21 protein-coding genes are annotated in these 22509 nt (G+C 40.3%); 14 read left to right on the forward strand and 7 right to left on the reverse strand.

All coding sequences use genetic code 11. From position 1 onward, the window contains the following. Positions 1-2 precede the first annotated feature (2 nt). The 4 genes from AC1DO4_RS19010 (at position 3) to AC1DO4_RS19025 (ending at position 3727) form a co-directional block, all read left to right on the forward strand. On the forward strand, positions 3-1040 hold the full coding sequence (locus tag AC1DO4_RS19010) for a PorP/SprF family type IX secretion system membrane protein (RefSeq protein ID WP_477418669.1): 1038 nt from the start codon (positions 3-5) through the stop codon (positions 1038-1040). Positions 1041-1079: 39 nt separating this feature from the next. After that, the gene (locus AC1DO4_RS19015; RefSeq protein WP_477418671.1) at positions 1080-1526 is read left to right on the forward strand and encodes a hypothetical protein; all 447 of its coding nucleotides are present in this window, start codon (positions 1080-1082) and stop codon (positions 1524-1526) included. 222 nt (positions 1527-1748) lie between these two features. Then, complete coding sequence (locus AC1DO4_RS19020) at positions 1749-2381, forward strand: RNA polymerase sigma factor (RefSeq protein WP_477418673.1); 633 nt, start codon at positions 1749-1751, stop codon at positions 2379-2381. Further along, positions 2378-3727 (forward strand): hypothetical protein, encoded by a 1350-nt coding sequence (locus AC1DO4_RS19025; RefSeq protein ID WP_477418675.1) that lies wholly within the window; start codon positions 2378-2380, stop codon positions 3725-3727. The genes AC1DO4_RS19020 and AC1DO4_RS19025 overlap by 4 nt, the downstream gene beginning before the upstream one ends. Positions 3728-3791: 64 nt before the next feature. Here the strand turns inward: AC1DO4_RS19025 and AC1DO4_RS19030 are convergent, their stop codons facing one another. Beyond that, positions 3792-4388 (reverse strand): 2OG-Fe(II) oxygenase, encoded by a 597-nt coding sequence (locus AC1DO4_RS19030; protein ID WP_477418677.1) that lies wholly within the window; start codon positions 4386-4388, stop codon positions 3792-3794. Between the two features lie 72 nt (positions 4389-4460). Then, positions 4461-5123 (reverse strand): NAD-dependent epimerase/dehydratase family protein, encoded by a 663-nt coding sequence (locus AC1DO4_RS19035; protein WP_477418679.1) that lies wholly within the window; start codon positions 5121-5123, stop codon positions 4461-4463. A 156-nt stretch (positions 5124-5279) separates the two neighbouring features. Between AC1DO4_RS19035 and AC1DO4_RS19040 the strand changes: the two genes are divergently transcribed. The 8 genes from AC1DO4_RS19040 to AC1DO4_RS19075 are packed head-to-tail and all read left to right on the forward strand — an operon-like array spanning position 5280 to position 14687. Then, positions 5280-6107 (forward strand): glycosyltransferase family 2 protein, encoded by an 828-nt coding sequence (locus tag AC1DO4_RS19040; RefSeq protein ID WP_477418681.1) that lies wholly within the window; start codon positions 5280-5282, stop codon positions 6105-6107. 15 nt (positions 6108-6122) lie between these two features. Continuing rightward, entirely contained in the window at positions 6123-7538 is a 1416-nt protein-coding gene (locus tag AC1DO4_RS19045) for an oligosaccharide flippase family protein (RefSeq protein ID WP_477418683.1), read from the forward strand. Positions 7539-7592: 54 nt separating this feature from the next. Continuing rightward, positions 7593-9272, forward strand: coding sequence for a hypothetical protein (locus AC1DO4_RS19050; RefSeq protein ID WP_477418685.1), 1680 nt, complete (start codon positions 7593-7595; stop codon positions 9270-9272). Then, positions 9262-10230, forward strand: a complete 969-nt coding sequence (locus AC1DO4_RS19055) for a glycosyltransferase family 2 protein (RefSeq protein ID WP_477418687.1) — start codon at positions 9262-9264, stop codon at positions 10228-10230. The genes AC1DO4_RS19050 and AC1DO4_RS19055 overlap by 11 nt, the downstream gene beginning before the upstream one ends. After that, positions 10227-11300: a glycosyltransferase family 4 protein gene (locus AC1DO4_RS19060; protein WP_477418689.1), complete on the forward strand. Its 1074-nt coding sequence runs from the start codon at positions 10227-10229 to the stop codon at positions 11298-11300. The genes AC1DO4_RS19055 and AC1DO4_RS19060 overlap by 4 nt, the downstream gene beginning before the upstream one ends. After that, positions 11297-12430 (forward strand): DUF1972 domain-containing protein, encoded by a 1134-nt coding sequence (locus AC1DO4_RS19065; RefSeq protein WP_477418691.1) that lies wholly within the window; start codon positions 11297-11299, stop codon positions 12428-12430. Before AC1DO4_RS19060 ends, AC1DO4_RS19065 begins: the two co-directional genes overlap by 4 nt. Further along, complete coding sequence (locus AC1DO4_RS19070) at positions 12402-13718, forward strand: O-antigen ligase family protein (RefSeq protein ID WP_477418693.1); 1317 nt, start codon at positions 12402-12404, stop codon at positions 13716-13718. Before AC1DO4_RS19065 ends, AC1DO4_RS19070 begins: the two co-directional genes overlap by 29 nt. A 48-nt stretch (positions 13719-13766) precedes the next feature. Continuing rightward, the gene (locus AC1DO4_RS19075) at positions 13767-14687 is read left to right on the forward strand and encodes a hypothetical protein (RefSeq protein ID WP_477418695.1); all 921 of its coding nucleotides are present in this window, start codon (positions 13767-13769) and stop codon (positions 14685-14687) included. A 54-nt stretch (positions 14688-14741) separates the two neighbouring features. Here AC1DO4_RS19075 and AC1DO4_RS19080 read toward each other — a convergent pair whose 3' ends face one another. The 5 genes from AC1DO4_RS19080 to AC1DO4_RS19100 are packed head-to-tail and all read right to left on the reverse strand — an operon-like array spanning position 14742 to position 20346. Next, complete coding sequence (locus AC1DO4_RS19080) at positions 14742-15557, reverse strand: class I SAM-dependent methyltransferase (protein ID WP_477418697.1); 816 nt, start codon at positions 15555-15557, stop codon at positions 14742-14744. After that, entirely contained in the window at positions 15554-17026 is a 1473-nt protein-coding gene (locus AC1DO4_RS19085) for a B12-binding domain-containing radical SAM protein (RefSeq protein WP_477418699.1), read from the reverse strand. The genes AC1DO4_RS19080 and AC1DO4_RS19085 overlap by 4 nt, the downstream gene beginning before the upstream one ends. A gap of 4 nt (positions 17027-17030) precedes the next feature. Beyond that, positions 17031-18080, reverse strand: a complete 1050-nt coding sequence (locus AC1DO4_RS19090; protein WP_477418701.1) for a radical SAM protein — start codon at positions 18078-18080, stop codon at positions 17031-17033. A 3-nt stretch (positions 18081-18083) separates the two neighbouring features. Then, positions 18084-18830 carry a class I SAM-dependent methyltransferase gene (locus AC1DO4_RS19095; RefSeq protein WP_477418703.1) on the reverse strand — a complete coding sequence of 249 codons (747 nt, stop codon included), beginning with the start codon at positions 18828-18830 and terminating at the stop codon, positions 18084-18086. Positions 18831-18846: 16 nt separating this feature from the next. Beyond that, complete coding sequence (locus AC1DO4_RS19100) at positions 18847-20346, reverse strand: B12-binding domain-containing radical SAM protein (RefSeq protein WP_477418705.1); 1500 nt, start codon at positions 20344-20346, stop codon at positions 18847-18849. A gap of 182 nt (positions 20347-20528) precedes the next feature. Here AC1DO4_RS19100 and AC1DO4_RS19105 point away from each other — a divergent pair, with 182 nt between their 5' ends. Then, a complete protein-coding gene (locus tag AC1DO4_RS19105) occupies positions 20529-21302 on the forward strand; it encodes a class I SAM-dependent methyltransferase (RefSeq protein WP_477418707.1) in 774 nt (257 codons plus the stop codon). 39 nt (positions 21303-21341) lie between these two features. Next, positions 21342-22508, forward strand: coding sequence for a hypothetical protein (locus AC1DO4_RS19110; RefSeq protein ID WP_477418709.1), 1167 nt, complete (start codon positions 21342-21344; stop codon positions 22506-22508). Position 22509: the final 1 nt, after the last annotated feature.

A 22509-nucleotide genomic window follows, 5' to 3' on the forward strand; every position in this document is an offset into this window, starting at 1 on the left:
TAATGCATAGTTTGTACAGGAGATTTATTTTATTGATTATGATACTCATGTGTGTTTCATTATCTTATGCCCAGGATCACATGTATTCGCAGTTTTTCAATTCTCCGGTATATCTTAACCCAGCATTGAACGGGCAGTTTCAGGGCGATCTGCGTATGAATCTTATCTATCGTAATCAATATACTTCGGTACCTGGAGGATTCAATTACCTTACGGCATCGGTTGATTATAATATCCCTCAATTTGGTGGTGGTATAGGTCTTATATTTACACGTGGCAATGAGGGTACAGCCGCACTGACTAAAAATAACATAGCCGGCATTTATTCATATAGTGTTGGATCAGATGACTTTGTTTTATCATTTGGTTTACAAGCCGGAATTACCAATCGTACTGTTAACTGGGGTAAACTGGTATTTAGTGATCAGATAGATCCAAGATTGGGATATATCCCCGGTTTAGGAACAAGTGCGGAGCCCCCGGTTTTTGACAATAGGTTTTATTTTGATGCCGGAGCTGGTATTAACCTGGCTTTAAGTGATTTTAATATTGGTGGCGCCCTGCAGCATATTAACCGCCCCAATGAATCATTCACCGGAACACCGGCAAAATTGCCCATGCGAGGTACTGCGCATATAAGCTATCGCTGGGATTTAAACCGGGATGAGAACCTTGATGACGACGAAAAATCATTCTTTATTCCTTCGGTAGTTTTTTACAAACAGTCAACTGCACAATCAATAAATGTAGGCCTACAGTATAAGCGGCACAATCTCAATGCCGGGTTGTGGGTTCGTACCAGTGGCTCAGGTGGGCCCACAGCCATTACATTTTCGCTTATTTTTGATATTTTTATGAATAAAGAAGGCGGAGAAAAGTTTCGATTTGGTGTAAGTCATGATGCACCCGTTTCGGGCGTTAACTATAGTAATACAAGTGGAACCACAGAAGGAAGCGTGGGTTATGAAACTACCCTCCCCTCGCGAACCGATACTTATCACAAATTTGCCGGCGCCAGGCGTTGTTTTGATTTTTATTGATGTTTTTTTTATACATTTAGCATCATTTAACTTAAGTTGATGGAGAGAATCTATCCTAAAGTAATGCCTGAGCAATCTTATCTCATAGGCAAGCAGCATAAAAAGAAAACGGCTATTGCCGGTGGATGGATACTGGGAGCTTTTGGCGTTATTTTTATGGCGATGATAATAAAATTTGCTACTTCGGGCGGCTCATCGTCTACTTTATCTTTCAGGACATTTCCAACCAGCGATGATGCCTATCAGATAGCCAAAGAATATGTTAGCCCAACGGTAAAAGAAAGAAATATTGTATTTGCTGAAGATCGTTATCAGTTTGCTAAAAAATCTGATTCGGTATTTGTCATTAAATCTTACATTACCGCGATTGATGAAAATGGAGGAAAGACTAAAACCAATTTTCAAATCACTTTAAAATATAATGGTGGCCCAAAAGCCGTTCAGGAAAACTGGACAATGGTTGATATGAGAGAAAATCATGACTGATTCAGTGGGTCATTAATTATCCATATGCCAAAGCAAATTAGTTTCAGCGGTTTTGCTGCTTGTTGCATTGCCWTGTTTTCTATATATTTAAAGATAAAAACAAGGTTTCACCATTAGATTCAAAAACCACTGAAAAAAAGTAAACATCATGGCAACCTTTAGTTGCTTAATATCGTGTTAACTGCAGATAAGGAAAATTAAAATAAGGTAGAAGCCCGCTATATGGGAGAAGCAGAACTACAAGAGTTGATTGCAGGCTGTTTACAGCATAACCGAAAGGACCAAAAGATGCTTTATAAAGCATTTTATGGCTTTGCCATGAGTATATGCCTGCGCTATGCCGGTAATAGGTACGAAGCTTCTGAAATCATGAACCAGGGTTTTTTAAAGGTGTTCACCAACCTGCAGAAATACGATACAGGTCGGCCTTTCATTGCCTGGGTTGGTCGTATTATGATGAATACCTCAGTTGATTATTATAGAAGTAACCTGAAGCTTTCGCTCAACGATGACCTGGATGCTGCTGAAGATATAGGGCATAATGATCTACCCGACCAGAAGTTGAACTACGACGACCTTATCGGGATGATACAGCAGCTGCCAAATGCTTACCGTACGGTGTTTAACCTGTTTGCTATTGAGGGGTTTTCGCACGAGGAGATAGCAACACAACTGGGTATCAGTACAGGTACATCAAAATCAAACCTGTTTAAGGCAAGGGAAAAATTAAAAAATATGGTAATCAATTCCGGGCGGCTTCCGGATGCAAATTCCGGCGACTCACAACATAACATTGTTGCAATAGGTGCTATAAGCATAAGCATGTCTGTATTGATTGAATTAATAATAAAATGAAAGAGAAAAGCGAAAATAAATTGGATCAATTATTCAAAGACGGGGTATCCGGCTCTGAAGATCATATTGCTTTTCGTGAGGAGGATTGGGAGTCAATGGAACAGTTGCTGGATGGTAAATCCAATAAAAAAGCAAGATTGTTCCGTATAATTTATTACGCAGCGGGCATTGCAGCGTTATTGCTGCTTGCTATAGGCTTATACCTTTATAATAAAGAAAAAACAAATCCAACAAATTCGAATTTACAAAGCAAAAACACTAAAAATCAACCCAAAAAGGATAACGGCCAAAATGATCACCCGGTTAAAACACCTGCCGCTAAGCTCCAACCTCAACAGGAAAGTTTGGGAAGTAATAGTACACAAAGCCAAACGCCATTTCCATTAACTATCCCTGCTAAAGGACGTAAACACCCGTATCCTGGTATAATACCATTTAAAGGTTATGATAGTTCACCAATGGATACTGTTGCTGCCAGGACTAATAACCTGATGGCTGGTAAAACATTAAAAGATACTATAAAAGATAAGGCTGTTAATTTGGCAACTAACAATGCCATGGCAAACAACAAAACGCAAACAACAAATACAGCTGCGGTTGATACCGTTTTAGATAAAAATAAAATTGCATCGGCAAATAATGGCATAAAAAATAATAATGCTATACCCGATACAATAACCCAAAAGGCTGCTGCGAAGGAGGCGAAAAAGCAAATGGCATCTGTTAAAGCATCTGCAATAAAGAACCGGCCGCAGTTTTCTATAAGCGTTTTGGCTGCATCTGATGCTAATGCGGTTAACTCATTTAATCACAGCCAAACCGGTACTAATTATGGCATACAATTTTCGGTACGTTTAACCAGGAAACTGATTATAAGTACCGGTGCTGCTTATGCAATTAAGCCATATTCAAGCAGCGGTGGAAGTTATAATTCATCTTATAACCCATCAATGGCGCCAACCAATATCCAGGCAAATTGTAAGGTTCTTGATATTCCTTTAAATGTAAGTTATCAACTATATTCAAAAGGGAACAATGCCATAGCTTTGGGTACTGGATTATCCTCGTACTTTATGTTGAAGGAAAATTACAGGTTTGATTATTCGGCCGAAAGTGGGTGGAAACCTTACAACCTGGAGTTTAAAAATCAAAATAAGCACTTGTTTAGCGTTATTAATATTAACGCAAATTATCAGCGGAGAATAAATTCAAAATTCAGCCTGGTTGTTCAGCCGTATATGAAGCTGCCGGTTACCGGCATTGGTAATGGCCGGGTTGATCTTAAATCAACAGGTGTTGCGCTTGGTGTAAACTGGAATATAGGTTCGGCACTCAGGCCCAAATAAGGCTTGGATATTAAAGTTAAATAATAAACGGGATTAAATGATCCCGTTTATTATTTAACTAAATTTAGTGATCTACTTTTAGCCAGCCTGTTATACTCATCCTTGGTTTCTGCGTACATAAAACTTCATGTAAAAGTTCGCTGCTTTTAAAAAATACCGTTCTTCCATTTTCGGGGTTGATGGTTTGTTTGGTATTGTTTTGATGGATGCATAGCTCTCCCCCATCAGCGGCTTCCCATTCCGTATTTAAATACATGATCATGGAATATTTACGACTATCGTTATTCTGAAACTGATCGAGATGCTTTTTATAAAAAGAGCCCTTTTCGTATAATGTGTAATGAAATTCGTAGCTGGTAATGCCGGTATAGCAGGTTTGATTTAAGTAACTCACAAAACCATCCATCAGGTCAAAAAAATCATTTTCACAAGCTGTATCGTGTTTGCGATCGAGCCAGTAAATACTATCGCCACGTACTAATTGGTTATTAACTACAATATGCTCGTTACCAATGCCTGCAGAAAGGAGTTTGTTTTGCTGAAAAAGAGATATTAGATTTTGCTTCAGATCGGCAGCCAGTACATCACTTAAAAAATGGTCGGCAATACCAACGTTGTCATCCATATAGGTATCTATAAGGCAATTAAAGGGATCTTTCAATAAATGATGGATTAGTAGCAACAAGTAAATACCGATTGTTGCTAAAGATAGCCTTTTAAAATGATTAGTATTTTACTTTGCCAGTGCTATAATATCTTTTCCCTCTATTACTTTTTTAGCAAATGGTTGATTTACAACATGTATCATGGCATCGGCCAGCTCCTTAAGGGTGCAAAATCCATTTGGGTAAAGCGCACGGCCAATAGGGAACAGCCAGTTTATATATTTGTAAAAGCTGTGGGCGTTTAACAAACCTTCTGTTGGTTTAATAAAGCCGGGTCGAAACGCGTAAACCTGTTTAAATAGCAATTTCATCAGGTCATTTTCGGTTTTACCTTTTACTGCAGCCCAGCCTTTACCTTTTTCCATACTATCGGTACCAGCCCCGGATATATAGCAAAAAGTCATATCTGGATTTAATTTCACTAATGTTTCGGCCATATGCATGGTGAGTGTATACGTAAGCTTATAATATTCATCAGCCTTTTTGCCAACAGAGGTTACACCAAGACAAAAAAAACAGGCGTTATATCCGGCAAGCTTATCGCGGATAGCCGACAGGTCAAAGAAATCGGCATGGATGATCTCCTTTAATTTGGGATGGGTAACGTCGGATGCTTTCCTGTTAATTACTAAAACCTGCTCAACATCAGGGTTTTGCAAACACTCATGCATCACCCCCTCGCCTACCATCCCCGTTGCGCCGGTAACAATTGCTTTTATTCCTGTTTTCATAATGTAAAAGTATCGATATAACGATGTACTGAGATGGCTTAACAGGTATTAACCGAAATAAGTTTTTGCATTATGGGCAACCCTTTGCACTAAATCAACGATATAATAATAGATACCTGTTGCTTGATTTGCAGGTACAGCTAAAACTTTAATCTAATGGTACCTATTTCTGTTGTTATTATCACCAAAAACGAGGCCGAGATGCTTGCCAAAAGTATCCCCATGCTAAAGCAGATAACCGACGATATTATTATAGTAGATAATGGCAGTACCGATGGTACAATAGCAATAGCTGCCCAAAACGGATGCCGGGTTTATAAAGAAACCTGGGATGGCTATGGTGCTAATAAAAACAAAGGAATTCATCTGGCCGTTAATAATTGGATATTGAGTATTGATGCCGACGAAATACCGGATGATGCACTTTTAAGATCAATAGCAGCATTAAAATTTGAGGATGAGAAGGTTGTTTACGATATTAACTATAAAGCTTATTACGGTAATAAGCTCGTCCGCTTTGGTAATTGGGGCCGTGATCATCATATCCGTCTTTTTAACCGCACCCAGGTAATATGGACTGAACCGCCTGTGCATGAAACTTTGATTCTCCCCAAAAAGGCTATTGTCAAAAAATTGACCGGACATCTTCACCACTATTCCGTTAAAAATGAACAGGAGCACGAAGCAAAAACAATTCATTATGCGCAGCTAAGTGCCATTAAATATTTAAAGTGTGGGAAAAAGGCATCTTTTGCAAAGCYGAACCTTGCCCCGTTGTTTCATTTTGTAAAGATCTATTTGTTTTTATTAGGCTTTTTAGATGGTAAGGAAGGTTTTACCATTGCGAAAATGGCATTTAAAAATACCTGGCTAAAATATCATTACCTTAGTAAAGCCGCGCAATCTGTTAAGCAGAAACCATTGTACCAGCATGATGCGCCGGTTATGGGCTACAAGTTTAAAGCCGATGCCCATGTTGAATAAACTGGTTAGCTGTTCATGAGAAAAAAGCTGGTATACAATCTTTCGGCAAACACGTTGCAGCTTATTGTAAACCAGCTGTTTGGTGTATTTATATTTTATGTCCTTTCGGTAAATCTTAACAAAGAGAGCTTCGGCCAGGTTAACCTTGCCCTGGCTGTGCTGCTATCTGCATTTAATATCCTCTCTTTTGGTATCGACCAGGTTGTTATAAAAAAAGTGGCCCAGGGCGATAATGCTCAAACCGTATTATCACTTTATGTATTCCATGTAGTTTTAACAGGGATCCTTTTTTATGGATTATTGCTGCTCTGTAAAGTTTTTTTTATTCAGGATGAGGGTTTATACCGGCTGATACTGTTGATAGGTGCAGGTAAGCTGATGATCTTCTTTTCCACCCCGTTAAAACAGGTAACCAGTGGTATGGAGCGGTTTAAACTGTTATCGTACATGTTGGTGGTATCAAATGTTGTAAGGGGTATTGTATTGCTTATCCTTGCTTTGTTGCACCAGATTAATATCAGTTCTATCATTTGGGTTTTTATATGCGGCGATACTATCGAGTTACTAATTAGTGTTTTTCTTTTCAGGAGATATATAAAGATACCCGTGTTTGCGCATTGGAATAAAGTCGAATATATACTCCTGTTGCGTGAGTCGTTACCACAGGTTGGTGTGGTACTTATTACCTCGGCTCTGGCCCGGTTCGATTGGTTGTTTATCGGGTTTATGGTATCGGCGGTGAAGCTTGCCGAATATAGCTTTGCCTACAAAATATTCGAGATCTCCACTTTGCCTTTGCTGGCAATAGCTCCCCTTTTAATCCCAAGGTTCACCAAATTATTTAAAAGCGGGGATCCCTCGGCGGCGGATCTGAAGCTGCTTATCCGGGTAGAACTCATAATAGCCGCATTTACAGGTTTGTTGCTGAATATATGTTGGAACCCTGTAATTGATATTGTTACGCACGGAAAATACGGAGCTGTTAATACCAACACCATATTTATCCTGTCGCTTTGTATGCCCCTGTTGTATTTTAATAATTTTTTGTGGACGATGTTTTTTGTGCAAAACCGGCTAAAAATGATCTTTCACTCCTTTCTTATCACATTTGGTGTAAATATTGCCGGCGATTTATTACTGATACCAATTTATAGAAACGAAGGGGCCGCCATTGCCTTTTTGCTGGCTTGTTTGGTGCAGGCTGCTTTTTATTTTTCGAAAAACAAACACGTCGGGCTTAAAGGTGCTTTTTATACGCTAAGCCTTTGCACAGGATGTGCTTTATTAAGTGGCTTTTTAGCGAGAACATTGTTTCAAAATATGTGGGTTGCGGGCGTGGTTTCAGTGCTGTTTTACTTTGTTTCTTTGCTTATCACCATGCAGCTCAGGCGCGATGACTGCAAAAGCTTATTCAGGATTTTTAATTGGTGAAATAAACTGTTTTTAGCATTTTATACAGGCAACCTATCCCATTTTCAGGTCGTAATGACTTTAAGAAAACCCAGGGAAATGTTGATTGATAAAGTAGCTTTTTATTTAAATAAGATAAAAAACAAGGTAGATTGGAAACTCCTTGCCTTTTTGCTTTTGTTTTTAAATGTAAAGCTTAGCGTTAAAATCCCGGTAATCATCCTGTTTACTTTACTACAATTCAATTTAAAATTCGGGTTCAGTTTTAAGAATTCCCGGCTGCCTCTCTTTTATCCTTTGGTTATCGCCATTGGTGTTTTCAATTGGTTAATAGGCAGAAACTATACCGATTTAAATTATACCGTTTTGCTTTTAACAGGTATTTGCTTTTGGATGCTGTGCATTTTAGCTATTCACCAGGTTAAACTGGCTGTTGAGCAAAATGAACCGACAGTGATCCACCGAACCATCCTGGTATTTTTTATAATAAACGCTGTGTTTTCTGTAGGCAACCTGGCTGTTATATTTATAGATACCCATGCCATTAATCCGTATACCTACCAGGGCCAGTTTCAGAAATATTTTATTAGCACCGGCGATTATGTAAAGGGTATCACCTTTGATACTTCAACTACCAATGCTATACTGAATGCTTTTGGTGTAATATATTTCCTGGTCCGTAAAAATGCCATCATRCTTTTTGTTTGCATGGCCGTCCTCCTGCTCACCGGCAGTAATTTTATCAATATTGTTATCCTGCTTATATTTTTGCTGCTGTTTGCCTTCAAAACCAATCGCTACCAAAAAAGCCTGGTAGTGGTTTGCCTTGTTTTTCTGGGAGTTTTTATGGCGAAAATATCTCCTCAAAATGATAAATATGCTACAAACGCAATAGCCATATTGCTTCATAAAGATATCTCTGAAGCCAAGCCGTCGGTATGGGTAAACGTACCAATCAATTTACGACCAGATAGTGTACTGAACGCCGATGAACGTAAACAAAAAACGGCTATAATATACTTAGACGAGCTTTATGTGGCTACACATCCGGTACGTGCAACAAAACCCAATGATACGGTTTATGTAATCAGCGGCGGACGCATAGCCATTAAAGGCCCGAATATTCATTCGGCCCCATACCAAAGCAGTACACAAACGCCTCCTGAGCAAAAACAGCTTGTGCAATTTATTGAAACACACAAAACAGAATTGCCATTTGCCGGTGGTGAAGTTGCCCCGCCACCGGTGTTTGCAGGAAAGATAGCAGGCTTTTTGCAAACTATTAATTTTTTACACCAACATTTAAACCGGGTAATTACCGGTATAGGCATGGGTAATTTTTCGTCAAAGCTGGCTTTTAGGGCTACCGGGCTCGGTTTTGCCGGCGGTTATCCGCATAAGTTTGTTTATATCGATCATGATTTTATGGTAAACCACCTCGACCTCTATCTTAATTATTTCAGCAAAAGGGCGGGTTTTCATTCCCTGACCAACAGTCCATTTTCTGTTTACGATCAATTACTCGCCGAATACGGATTAATTGGACTTGCAGGATTTTTCATTTATTACCTGGGCTTTTTTGCTAAACATTACAGTGTTTTAACCTATGGTCTGCCCATTTTGCTTTTGATGCTGGTTGCTTTTTTTATAGAATACTGGTTTGAGCAACTTTCTGTAGTAGTATTTTTTGAACTGTTGCTGCTACTCAATTTAAAAGAGTCCCAAACCATAAAACCGTTGACAAATGAACTTTGAAGTCCCCAAAATAACGGTTTTAATGCCTGCCTATAATGCAGGCAAGTATATCGGCGCTGCTATTGAATCGGTGTTGCAGCAAACGTTTATTGATTTTGAATTGCTGATAGTTAATGACGGCTCAACAGATGATACTGTTGAGGTTATCAGTGCATTTAATGATCCCCGGATAGTGGTGATATACCAGGATAATAAGGGTGTTGCCCAGGCACTTAATTATGGATTAAAATATGCCCGTGCCCCATTTATAGCCCGTTTTGATGCGGATGACATTTGCTACCCCGAAAGGCTGCAGCAGCAGTATGATTTTATGATAGCCAATCCCGGGTATAGCATTATTGGTTCGGCAGCGGATTATATTGATATGGAGGGGCTTTATCTTTTTACACACAAACCACCGGCATTTAGTAATGAGGAGATACAGCAGCTTAAATATTCGGTTTGCCCGTTTATACACTCCTGCGTTTTCTATAAAAAGGACGTGGTTATTAGTAAGGGTGGCTATAATGAGCACGCCTATACCTTTGAAGATCATTTTTTATGGGTAAATATCCTGAAAGACCAAAAGGCATGCAATGTTCCACAATCGCTTATCAAAGTAAGACTTAACCCCGAATCCATTACTATTGATGAAAAGTGGCGGCCACGTAAATTCAGGGAGATCAAGTACTCCACCCTTAAAAACCGTACCATCGGCATAAAAGAGGGCAGCTTATTGGCCGGGATCGGTGAAAAACAATATTCTGCTAAAATTAAACAGAGCTCCTATTATGCACTTTGTGGTAAAAAGCTGCTGCTCAATAATTTTCAGCCACAAAAGGCGCGCGCATACACTGCAAGGGCTATCGGCATATCTCCGCTTAGGTTTGATAATTACCTGTTGTATACCGTAAGTTATTTTCCATCGAGCGTGATCACCTGGTTACACAAATTTGTTTCGGGAGGAGCAGTATTATGAACGTAGCATTCATAACGCGATCCACATTGTACACCGTTCCTGGCGGCGATACCGTTCAGGCTGTGCAAACCGCCCGTCATCTCACCTTTATGGGTGTTACTGCCGACATAAAGTTAGCTAACGAGCATATCGATTATAACAGCTACGACTTGTTGCACTTTTTTAATCTTGGCCGCCCTGCCGATATTTTACACCATAGCCAAAAGGCTCATAAGCCTTATGTAATCTCAACAATATTATGCAATTACAGCGAGTTCGATCAGCAGCACCGCAAAGGGTTAGGCAGGCTGTTGAGATACTTGCCTGTAGATGGTGTTGAATATGTTAAAACAATAGCAAGATTCCTGCTCGGGCGTGACAGAATGGCCAGCATGGCTTATACATGGAAAGGTCAGCGTAAAAGTATCATGGATATTTTAAGTCATGCGGCTATGATATTGCCTAATTCGCAGTCAGAATATCAACGGGTATTAAGCAACTATCCGGGCGAAGTAAAGTGTATGATAGTACCCAACGGTACAGATCAGCATTTGTTTAAATATGATGATACGGTAGTTAAAGATGATAAACTGATTGTTTGCGCTGCGCGGATAGAGGGTGTAAAAAACCAGTTGAACCTCATCAAGGCACTCAATAATACCGCCTATCGCCTGCTGCTTATTGGTACACATGCGCCCAACCAGGCGGCTTATTACCAGGAATGCCGGGATATTGCTGCAGATAATATCTATTTTATTGACCAGGTGCCGCAATATGAGCTGGTAAAATACTATGCCCGCGCCAAGGTGCATGTATTGCCCAGTTGGTTTGAAACTACCGGTTTAAGCTCAATAGAGGCCGCCCTGATGGCTTGTAACGTGGTTATTAGTGATAAAGGTGATGTAAGGGAATATTTTGGTAATGATGCCTTTTATTGCAACCCTGCTTCACCGCAAAGTATATTCGATGCTGTTGAAAAGGCAAGCCGATCGCCTGTTAATGAGCATTTGAGAAATAAGATCCTTCAAAATTATACCTGGAAACAGGCTGCTACACAAACTTTAAAAGCATATCAATCTGTTATAAAATGAAACTACGCATTGCAATATTAGGAACCAGGGGTATCCCCAATTACTACGGAGGATTTGAGCATATATCAGAATATGTATCGGATGGCCTGGTAAAACGCGGCCACTCGGTGACCGTTTATAATTCGCATAACCATCCCTATACACAGGATAGCTGGAACGGTGTAGAGATAAAGCACTGTTATGATCCTGAATACCTTATAGGTACCGCCGGCCAGTTTATTTATGATATGAATTGTCTGCTTGATGCCCGCAAAAGGAATTTTGATGTGGTATTAATTATGGGTTACACCAGCAGCTCGGTATGGGGCCCGATTTATCCAAAAAACAGCGCCATTGTTACCAACATGGACGGAATGGAATGGAAAAGGTCAAAGTATTCTAAACCAGTGCAAAAATTTTTGAAATATGCCGAAAAACTGGCAGTGCAGTATAGCGATTCCTACGTTGCCGATTCGAGGGTGATAAAATCATACCTGAAGGATAAATACAACATTAACAGTAAGTATATTCCATATGGTGCCGATGTTTTCACCGAAATTGAACGCGAGCAATATGATTTTACAGAGGCACTTAAAGAGGACTATTTTTTGCTGATGGCCCGCATGGAACCCGAAAACAATATTGAGGCCATATTAGAGGGTTTTAATAAAAGTAATTCGGCTAAAACATTTAAAGTGTTGGGCGATACCAGTAACCGCTTTGGCAAGTTCATCACCAACAGATTTGCTAACGATGAGCGTATCCAGTTTAAAGGCGCCATTTTTGATACCCCTAAAGTTCGGTCATTACAAAACAACTCCTACCTGTATTTTCATGGTCACAGCGTTGGTGGCACAAATCCATCCCTTTTAGAAGCTATGGCCAGTGAGGCTTTGATAGCAGCGCATAATAACCCTTTTAATAAATCGGTATTAAATACTGATGCGTTTTATTTTTCAAATGCAGCCGAGGTAACCCAACTGGTGGAGAACGTTCAACGCAAGGACCTTGAAAAAAGCATGGTGATGAATAACCTCGATAAAATAAAATTCCAATTTAACTGGGAGCGGGTTATTGATCAGTATGAGGAATTTATTATAGAGAGCTATAAACATAAAAACCATGAAGCAATTGTTGCTGATATGCGATAATAACGCCAATAAGATAAGTTACTATCACGTTATGCTGCTGATGGCCAGCCTGCCGTTTGATAGGTTTTATAGCCATATCATACTGATAAGCCTTACAGTTCATACCCTTATACACCTTCAAAAAGGAAGCCTGGGATCGGTTTTTGCTATAAAAACGGCTGTGATACAGTCAGTATTTTTAGTTACATTGATAGCTACTTCTTATACGCTTTACAGCCACGAAGCTTTTGGCGAGCTGATGTTACGCTTACCAGCTTTGCTATTTCCTGTGGTGTTTGCGCTCAACAGTCTCGACCTGAAAAAATACAGGGCAAATCTATTGCTGGCCTTTGCCATGGTTGGCACGGCTACTGTAATTTACTTATATGCTGATGCGCTTGTAACCATTAAGTACTATCATTTACCCATAAAAAGTATTTTTTCAAAAGCATTTACCAATCACAACTTTTCGGAACCGATTGATATGCATGCTACTTTTTTTTCATTTCAACTGGTTATTGCATTGGTATACCTGCTAACTCTTTTATTTAGGCCACTGACGCAACCTTTAAAAATATTTTATAGCATCTGTAGCTTTATATTGTTATGCGGACTTATACAACTAAGTTCAAAATCCATATTGGCTGTATTGTTCCTGGTGATTAACCTGGTACTTCCATATTGCATGCTCCAGGGTAAAAAACGACTAATATTTATATTAGCAATGCTCATCATATCAGCTTCAGCATTTACTGTAGTTTTAAATGTTTCATCATTTAAAGAGCGCTATATAACCAGTTTAAAAGAAGATCTTACTATTGCAAAACCTGGTGGAAGCACCAATCCCCGTATGGCACGCTGGCATGTAGTAACCACATTGATAAAACAGGAGCCATTAATTGGCCATGGTTCGGGCTCAGAAGTTCCATTGTTACATGACGAGTTTTTTAAAGTTAAACTATACAGCGCGTTTCTTGCTGGTTTAAACTCCCATAACCAATACCTCAGTTTTTTAGTAAAATCGGGCATATGGGGATTACTTGTCTATTTGCTTACGCTGGGTTACGGGTTCAAAATAGCCTTTAAGAAAAAGGATCTGGTGTTTATCAGTTTTATGCTGGTAATAGCTGTTGTATCCTTGTCAGAAAACGTGCTGGATGCAGATAAAGGAGTTATGTTTTACAGCTTTTTCCTTACCTTTTTACTGTTTTCTGATAACTCGAAAGCGCCTTCCGTTACTGGCAAAAATAAAGATGAGGAATATTTAAAAAAGATGGCAACCAACAGTTTACCAGTTACGTCATACTAATATATGCAGATTCGGTCCGTTTTTAGTCAACATTTAACCATCAACACTGTGTCAGAAATCAAAAAGAACATATTAGCTACCCTGGCCTATTTTGATGCGTTTAATTACCCGCTTACCCACGATGAAGTTTGCCTGTTTTTGCCTGTTAAATATGATTGCAAAATGTTTGATGACGCTTTAACTTACTTAATGAGCAGTCGGTTAATATTTCGTTTCGACAAGTTCTACAGCCTTAAAAACGATCCATACCTGGTGCAGCGCCGCAACAAGGGGAACCAAAAAGCTTTTGAAATGGTAAAAACAGCTCGTAAGGTTGGCAATTGGCTAATTAAGTTTCCTTATGTGCGTGGCATTGCTATTTCGGGCTCCCTGTCAAAAAATTATGCAGACGATGAATCAGATATTGACCTTTTTATTATTACAGCCCCCAACCGCCTTTGGATTGCCCGTACACTGATGCATTTTTTTAAAAAATTAACTTTTTTGGTTAATCAGCAGCATTGCTTTTGCATGAACTATTATATTGACGAGAGCGGGCTTGAAATTGCAGAAAAGAACATTTATACCGCCACTGAAGTAGTAACGCTGATACCAATACAGGGTGATACCACCTTTGCCGATTTTTTTGTTGCAAATGCCTGGACACGCAAATATCTGCCTAATCATATTATGCGGATGTCGACGGCTAAGTCGTTAAAAACAACCACTTTAAAAAGTTTAATTGAATTTTTACTAAACAATAAACTGGGCGATAGATTGGATGATAGATTAATGAACATTACTGCGGGCAGGTGGAACCTTAAAACACAACAAAAAAGACTGAACAGCCACGGCACCCTGTTGGCTATGGCAACAGGTAAACATTTTGCCAAACCCGATCCAGAAAACTTTCAGTTTAAATTAATAAGTCGCTTTGAAACTAAAGTTGCGCAATTATTGGAAGAAAATCAGCATAGTGTGGCTAATTGATAAACCGGGCGTGTTCGGTAAATACGAGGCATGAAGCAATGACATGGACCATACCTATCTTTTTTCCAGCGAGATGATAAAGTAATCGCCTATATACTTCCATGGCCATGTGCTTTTTAGTTTGTCTTCCTTATTCGTCAGGAATTTATAGGTTTTCGGATACTTTTCGGCAAAGCCCTCTATATATGACGGAGGCACTATGGTGCACAAGCCCTCTACTCCTAAAACTTTAAATGGTTTTTGTAAATTATTGATAATAAATGACTTATTGTAATAAAAGCATTTAAAGTAGGCGCCTTCTACGTGGGCCGACCTGCCTTTGCTGCTAAATAAACGCCTGAACGCTGTTTTAAACTTTCCCTTAAAAACAAGTAATGTTTCCCATAAGCAAAATGGCGAAATGATAACCAGTGTTACTTTTCCTCCGGGTTTTAAAAGTGCATCAAATGATAATAAAACCTTATCCAGTTCCCCCGTACAATTTAAACCGCCGAAGTTGGAGAAAATATGATCATACGGTCCTTTTTGCTTTAATTGATTAAGCTGGGTAAATGAGCAGGTTTCAAAGCTGATACGGTCGCGATAGGGTGCGGATTTTTGCCTGAGCACGTTTTGCATTCCCGTTGATACATCAGTAGCATGAACATAATGCCCTTGTTGGGCAAAAAATACAGCATCTTCGCCGGTGCCGCTGTTAAGTTCCAGTATCCTGCTGCCGGGTTTTAAATAGGGCATTACGTGCTCTCTTACCCTTGTCCTTTTATAATTGATGATGGTATTGTTTGAGTAAATTTCATCAAATACACCCGATTGCCTGCTGAACGCATCAGAAGCATTAGTCTCATTATTTATCAGGCTAATCTCACTCATACCGCTTTTTCTAATTTAGTTAATTTAAAACCTGCTATCAATGTAGCCGGTACGTGGTATATAAATGATGCCGCCTTTCTGAGGCGTTTTATATTGGAGCTCAACGGGTTTTTCAGCAGTTTAACCAGGTTATATTTAGCCAGGTGCAAATGGTAATTCTGATGTACATATTTGTGCAGCTGTTTATAATAAGCCGGACTAAAAGTGTTGCTAAACATCAATGCCATCTCGTCAGAATCTGTCCAGTTGGTTTTTTGCTGCATACCGGCCTTAACTTTTTCATAGAATAATGTACCTGGCAGCGGGTATGATACAGATATACCTATTTCATGCGGTAACAGTTCATTGATCATGCTGATAGTAAGGGCGATATCCTCTTTGGTTTCGCCGGGATAGCCGAATTGGATAAAGAATGAAGGTTTTATACCATGCTTTTTCATTAACAGCGTTGCGGTGGAAATCTGCTCAATGGTAGTTCCCTTATCCATACTGTCCAATACCTTTTGCGAACCACTTTCGGCACCTATCCACACATTATCGCAACCCGATGAAGCCATTGCGCTTACCTCTTCATCAACCAATAGCAGGTCGGCGCGGGATTGGATCTTGTATTTCAGCTGCAGGCCTTCCTGCTCAACCAGTTTGGCAAACTGTTTTACCCAACCGGGCTTCAATCCAAAGATATCGTCGCAAAACCAGATATGATCCATGTTGAACATCCTTTTCAAAAGCTTGAGCTCCGCAATTACATTTTCGGGACTGCGGGAATTGTACCGGTTGCCGTAAATAGGCTTGGCGCACCAGTTGCATTTAAACGGGCAGCCGCGTGTGGTACCCACGTTCATGGAAAAATAACCAACATGTTTCATCCAGCTTTCGCGGTATGGACCGATATCTATCAAATCCCAGGCAGGTAAAGGCAGGCTGTCCAGATCTTTTAATACAGGGCGTGCCACGGTTTTAAACGATGTCCCTTTCATTAAATAAGCAAGTCCTTGTATTTGTGAAACATCTGTAACACCATTCTTAATAGCGTTTGCAAGCTCAAGCAGGGTTTGTTCGGCTTCGCCGATGATTACAAAATCGGCGCCTTCATTTAAATATTCTTTATACCGGTCGGTTGAATCTGAGCTGGAAACTATCACCGTGCAACCCTGCTCTTTGGCCAGTTTACACATCTTAAAAGCGGCCTCGCGCATATTGGTGAGACACATTTTGGTAAGGTAATTGAACCCGTCATCGTAAATTACAAAAAAGCCCGGTTGGGTTTGTTCAATCGCAGGTATAACCTCTTCTGCCGAGTGCGAAAACATGTTATCAAAAAACGAAACTTCATAACCGTTGGCACGCATATTTGAAGCAGCATACAAAGTTCCCAAGGGCGCATATGGTTGCCCCATGGCCCATTGCTTGGGATCGAACCGTAAAAAATAGGAATGTGTGAATAATATGTTATTTAGCTGTTCCATAAATTTAAGACAGATGAGTTAATGGCGACAGGTTAAGCGAGCAAACGCATTTTACACAGGTAGGATGCGTTGACGTATTTAATGACCTGCGAAACCCGATAGCCTCCGGGCTATTCAATATATTGATTAATGAGGTATCCCTGATATTACCCATTGATTCTAAAAAGAAGCAGGGCCTTACCGTACCATCCGCTTCCACAACAGTAGATACCCAGGGTGCGTTGCATTTTTTAAACGGGAATTCATTTAAGCCATAAAAGGCCGCGTAATAGTGATAAATGTCCTGAATCTTCTCCTTGCTTTCGGCAATAAAACCGTTGTGAAATTCTTTATCAAATTCGGTAAATAAAGAGCTGATGACTTCGCAAAGTTCGGGCAGTTCCTTTTCCGATAGCAGGATCTCGTGCTGCTTTGGCTCGGCCCAGGCTTGCTGGCGGTTAAAGGCATGGCTGCTAACGTCAGCTGGTAAAAAGCTTACCTGGTTTAATCCCATCTTTTTGGCTTCGGTTATGATGGCCGGCCAGTTGCGGTAATTAAGGCGGTGAATCACCGTACGCCCCGTAATGCGATAAGCAGGGTTTAATTTTTTGATATGCTCTACTCCCTCCTTAAGCTTTTTAAAGGCATTGGGGATGTTCCTGATGGCATCATGCAGCGCTTCGTCGCCATCAATGGAAACAATTACCTCGCTAACGTATTGTAAAATATCATCGGCGTTGTTTTTTATTGATAAGCCGGTAGTAAGCAATACTACGCTAATCCCGGCGTCTTTTAAGATTCTGCACAATACAAAGAAGTTGCTGTTCAGCAACGCTTCCCCGCCCGACATGAGCACCTGCCTGGTGCCCAATGATTTAAGGGACGCTAATAAACTGCTGATATCGTCAACTGTAAGCTGCTTTAGGTTTTTATTGTCTTTCCAGATATCGCACATTACACAACGGCAGTTACAGGCGCTATGGGGCATTAATATTACAATAGGCAATGCCGATATCCTGTTGGTTTGCAGGGTACGGTAGCGCTTAAAAGTATGTAATATGGTTTGCACTGTCATTTTTTAGGGTTTTAATTTAATCCAGTAAAAAATACCTTTCCTGGTCAGTCTGTTCCAAAAGGTGGTTGGATCAAACATAGTTTTGTGTTTAAAATTCATCATGGCTTTCAAGGGATGGTGAAAATATTTAGCTGCCATCTCCGGGAAACCCATGGAGTTGTAATACGCCAGGGTTCTTGCCTGGGCGGTTTCTAATTCCTGCGCGTGGTAAAAGTGGGTATCGGTTATATGCACCCTTCCGGCCTTGCTCATTAAGGCAAAAGCATCGGCAATTACGTCATTTAATGAGGGGAAATATTGTATTGAAGCTGCAAATATGATCACGTCAAATTTTACCGAACTGTTAAATGTGTTGCTATCAAATGAACCGTGAATAAATTTCAGGTTGGGGTTTTTATATACACGCTGCGCCTGCTCAATTTCTATTCGGTTAGGATCAAGCCCGGTTACCCTGGCATTCGGGATATCGGCAAGCTTTGAAGAAAGCCAGCCATTACCACAGCCAACTTCCAGGATGTTAAGCGCCCTTTGTTCTTTTTTAAGATGATTGATAAGTTGCTCTGACGAACGCTCTCTTATTTTCCATTCTTTATAATACCTATGTCCTGCATCAATATCGGGCAAGCGGGCTACCTGCTTATCGCTATATAATCTTCCTTCCTTATCGCGCACAGCAACGTACATCTCCTCAAATGCCTCACCGGCAGTTTGGGTTAAATTGGGGTCTATATTATTTCTGTTGGTCTTCAATGGTTTTGCGGGTTAATTAAAATCCCTGTATTTCGGGCTGCCGGTATTTCCAGAACCTTTGCAGCAATTTTATTTCGTAAGGGTACTTGTACAGGCCGGCCTTATATCGCAAACCCGAAATAAACTTAATCAACTTTCTTTTCAAATTGCTAAGCCTTATATCGGTAACTGTTGGATATACACCATTCAATACAGTTTCAAAATTTCTTATCTTATCTACCATTTGGGGTTTTAACCATGGGGTGAGCGGATTTTTTCGCATATCGAAGTTTTCCCAGGCCGGGCTCATCCAATCTTCCAAACCCTGTGGATATTTAAAACCCTGCTCCTGAACCTGCCTGTATAGTTCAGAACCTTCGGTAGGTACGGGTGTGTAGGTATATAATACAATCTCGGTATTTGGATTTACGGCCTTAACCTTTTTTATAAAATCTATTTCGAAATCTATCTGTGCCTGTACCTTTTTTGCTGTCGGAGCAGGTGTTCCCAAAACAAATGAATATTCGGGGATGATATCAAACTTCTTTAAGCGTTCGGCAAAATGGATGATCTGTTCGCCGGTTTGCGTGCCGCCTTTATCCAGCTGCTCCAAAATGTCGTTGTTGCCGCTCTCTGCGCCAAAAAAAATAATCTTGCAGCCGGCTTTACGGATCTGTGCCAACGAGGCATCGCTGAACTTATCCATGGTATCAATACGGGCCATTCCCCACCATGTCATGTTTTCGGGTTCTATAAGTTTTGCAAACTCAACGGTTCTTTTTTCTGATACAAAGAAGTTATTGTCATGAAACTCTATGGCATCTGCACCCCACCTGTCTTTAATGTATTTAATATCCTTATAAACGGCTTTTGCCGATTTTGCTTTCCAGCGGGCTTCATAAATAGGCACCACAGCGCAAAAAGAACATGTAAACGGGCAACCGATACTGGAATGGTAAGCCATGGTACGCTTGCCTAAATAAGTTTTACCCAGGTATTTATCTATAGGATAAAAGGCATTAAGTTTATCATAAGGCAATGGTGGTAAAGCGTCCTGGTCTAACAGGTCTTCCTTAATTGTTTTGGTAATCTTGCCATCGGCTTTATAGATCAGGTTTTTAATAAACTTATAGGGCTCATGATTTTCAAGGGCATCTATCAATTGCGGAAAGGCGTGATCTCCGGGGCCGTTGACAATAAAATCGACAAATCCGGAGCTTAAAACCGCATTTGGCTGGCTCGAGGGGAAGTATCCTCCCCATATCATTGTGGTATAGGGGTATTTTTCTTTTATTTTTTTTGATAAAGGAATGGCTTCCCGCAGTTGCGGGCCTGGCATCACCGTAAAACCAACATAGCCAAAYTCGCCGGTTTTTAAATAGCTTTCGATCTTTTGGAATGGATCTGCCTCGCGATTACCGTCAACTATCACCCAATCGTACCTGCCCTCAACAGAGGCTGCGATATTTAAAATAGAATTAGGGATGCGGTGCTTGGCAACAGCGCTTTTAGGATTGTAGAGTAATATCTTATTCATACATCTATTTGTTAATTAAATAAACGCGATGGGCTTTTACACCCATCGCTCCTAACCCAGATCAACTATAAAACTATTCTTTATACATTACGCTGCATATCTGTCAGGGGTTGCCTGCTTATAATAAAAATGACGGGCAACCATATAGCTTTTTTGCCCGTTATTGTTATAAACCCGTACAAATGCTGGTTACTGTCAAAAATTATATTAAAAGCAAGGTAGGCTCCCCTGCCATTACAGAAAAAAGTGTAGTGGAAGCTTATGACCTGTGGTCATCTGATTATGATATGCAGCCAGGGAACTTAATGCTGCACCTCGATAAAATACTATTTGAAAGCCTTATTGAAAATGTAAATATTAAAGGCAAACAGGTGGCCGATATAGGTTGCGGCACCGGCAGGCAATGGCCCGCTATTTTAGGTAAACAACCGGCAGGGCTTAAGGGTTTTGACGTATCTGGCGGTATGCTTGGTAAGCTAAAGGATAAATATCCGTTAGCACATGTCCGCCGGGTTAAGGATAATATTTTTGCAGACATCGCGGATGCTTCTTTTGACATCATTGTTTCAACACTTACAGTGGCGCATATTGAAGATATTGAAGAGGCTTTGCAGGCGTGGTGCAGAATACTAAAACCTGATAGTGAAATTATTATTACTGATTTTCACCCGCATACGTTGGCGGTTGGCGGCAAACGTACTTTTAAGCGCAATAATACCCTGATAGCTGTACGCAACTACATACACCCTATTTTTACTATAAAAGATGTACTGTTAAAAAACAATTTTCACCTGGTAAGCCAGCAGGAAATAAAAATTGACGACTCCATGAAATCGTTTTATGAAAATGCCAAAGCCATGCATGTGTATGAAAAATACAAGGGTTTCCCGATTATTTATGGTATTCATTTAAAAAGGAATTTAAATAAAGCTAAAAGCAGCATGCACAAAGCTTAAAGCCTATACCAAATTGTGTGAATTAATAGTTTAACATAGATGATACTGCATAATGTGAGGTTGGCCGATAGCGGAAAGGTGGTAAACATTGATATCAATGGGAGCAAAATAACCGGCGTTAGTCCCGTTGATATTATTGATGATAGCCTGCAGCTGTATTTTGAAGATTCCATCATCTTCCCTGGCATCATCAACTCGCATGATCATCTTGATTTTAACCTTTTCCCGCAGTTAGGCAATCACTTTTATAATAACTACACCGAATGGGGAACTTACATTCATAAGGAGTTTAAGTACGAAATAAACACTGTACTTGCAGTTCCGCAACGTTTGCGGACACTGTGGGGCATCTACAAAAACCTGCTTTGCGGGGTTACTACGGTGGTAAATCATGGAGAACAATTATTTGTTGCGCATGCGCCGATCGATATAATTGAAGACACACATGATCTGCATTCGGCGGCCTTTGAAAAACACTGGAAAATAAAGCTGAATAATCCGTTTAACAGGAAGCTGCCGGTAGTGATTCATACCGGCGAGGGAACCGATGAGCAGGCCGAAAAAGAAATTGACAGCCTGATCAGCTGGAATAAACTGGCCCGCGACCTTATTGGCATCCATGCTGTGGCCATGACCAGGGAACAGGCTCCTCATTTTAAAGCCATTGTATGGTGCCCTGTATCAAACTATTTCCTGCTGGACAGGACAGCACCTGTACAGAAGCTGAAATCTTTTACAAACGTTCTTTTTGGTACCGATTCAACCCTTACCAGTGGTTGGAACATCTGGGATCATATCCATACGGCGCGGAATACCGGGATGCTTAAGGATGAGGAATTGTATCAAGCCTTGAATAAAACAGCTGCAAGCGTTTGGAAAACAAACACCGGTGAAACTATGGCAGGCAAATATGCCGACCTTGTAGTTGCAAAAGCAAAAGGACAAACCGGTAAATACGATGCCTTTTTTGCTGTGGAGGCAGCCGACATCCAACTGGTAATACATAAAGGAAACATCCGTTTGTTTGACCAGGGATTATTACCTGCATTAGCCGCTGAGCTTAAAGGAAAGCCGTTTAGCCTGATTAAACTGGGCGACGCTTACAAATACGTGGAAGGAGATATAGGTAGCCTTATTTTATCCATTCAATCTTATTTACCCGGCGCTATGTTCCCGGTAACATTTATACATCATCAAATACTATAAA

Source organism: Mucilaginibacter sp. P5_A6, from assembly GCF_056400585.1.

Coding starts and splice junctions, on each gene's coding strand:
- AC1DO4_RS19045 (WP_477418683.1), top strand. CDS start 6,123: ATGAGAAAAAAGCTGGTATACAATCTTTCGGCAAACACGTTGCAGCTT.
- AC1DO4_RS19070 (WP_477418693.1), top strand. CDS start 12,402: ATGAAGCAATTGTTGCTGATATGCGATAATAACGCCAATAAGATAAGT.
- AC1DO4_RS19060 (WP_477418689.1), top strand. CDS start 10,227: ATGAACGTAGCATTCATAACGCGATCCACATTGTACACCGTTCCTGGC.
- AC1DO4_RS19035 (WP_477418679.1), bottom strand. CDS start 5,123: ATGAAAACAGGAATAAAAGCAATTGTTACCGGCGCAACGGGGATGGTA.
- AC1DO4_RS19090 (WP_477418701.1), bottom strand. CDS start 18,080: ATGACAGTGCAAACCATATTACATACTTTTAAGCGCTACCGTACCCTG.
- AC1DO4_RS19025 (WP_477418675.1), top strand. CDS start 2,378: ATGAAAGAGAAAAGCGAAAATAAATTGGATCAATTATTCAAAGACGGG.
- AC1DO4_RS19010 (WP_477418669.1), top strand. CDS start 3: ATGCATAGTTTGTACAGGAGATTTATTTTATTGATTATGATACTCATG.
- AC1DO4_RS19080 (WP_477418697.1), bottom strand. CDS start 15,557: ATGAGTGAGATTAGCCTGATAAATAATGAGACTAATGCTTCTGATGCG.
- AC1DO4_RS19055 (WP_477418687.1), top strand. CDS start 9,262: ATGAACTTTGAAGTCCCCAAAATAACGGTTTTAATGCCTGCCTATAAT.
- AC1DO4_RS19020 (WP_477418673.1), top strand. CDS start 1,749: ATGGGAGAAGCAGAACTACAAGAGTTGATTGCAGGCTGTTTACAGCAT.
- AC1DO4_RS19085 (WP_477418699.1), bottom strand. CDS start 17,026: ATGGAACAGCTAAATAACATATTATTCACACATTCCTATTTTTTACGG.
- AC1DO4_RS19105 (WP_477418707.1), top strand. CDS start 20,529: ATGCTGGTTACTGTCAAAAATTATATTAAAAGCAAGGTAGGCTCCCCT.
- AC1DO4_RS19015 (WP_477418671.1), top strand. CDS start 1,080: ATGGAGAGAATCTATCCTAAAGTAATGCCTGAGCAATCTTATCTCATA.
- AC1DO4_RS19110 (WP_477418709.1), top strand. CDS start 21,342: ATGATACTGCATAATGTGAGGTTGGCCGATAGCGGAAAGGTGGTAAAC.
- AC1DO4_RS19065 (WP_477418691.1), top strand. CDS start 11,297: ATGAAACTACGCATTGCAATATTAGGAACCAGGGGTATCCCCAATTAC.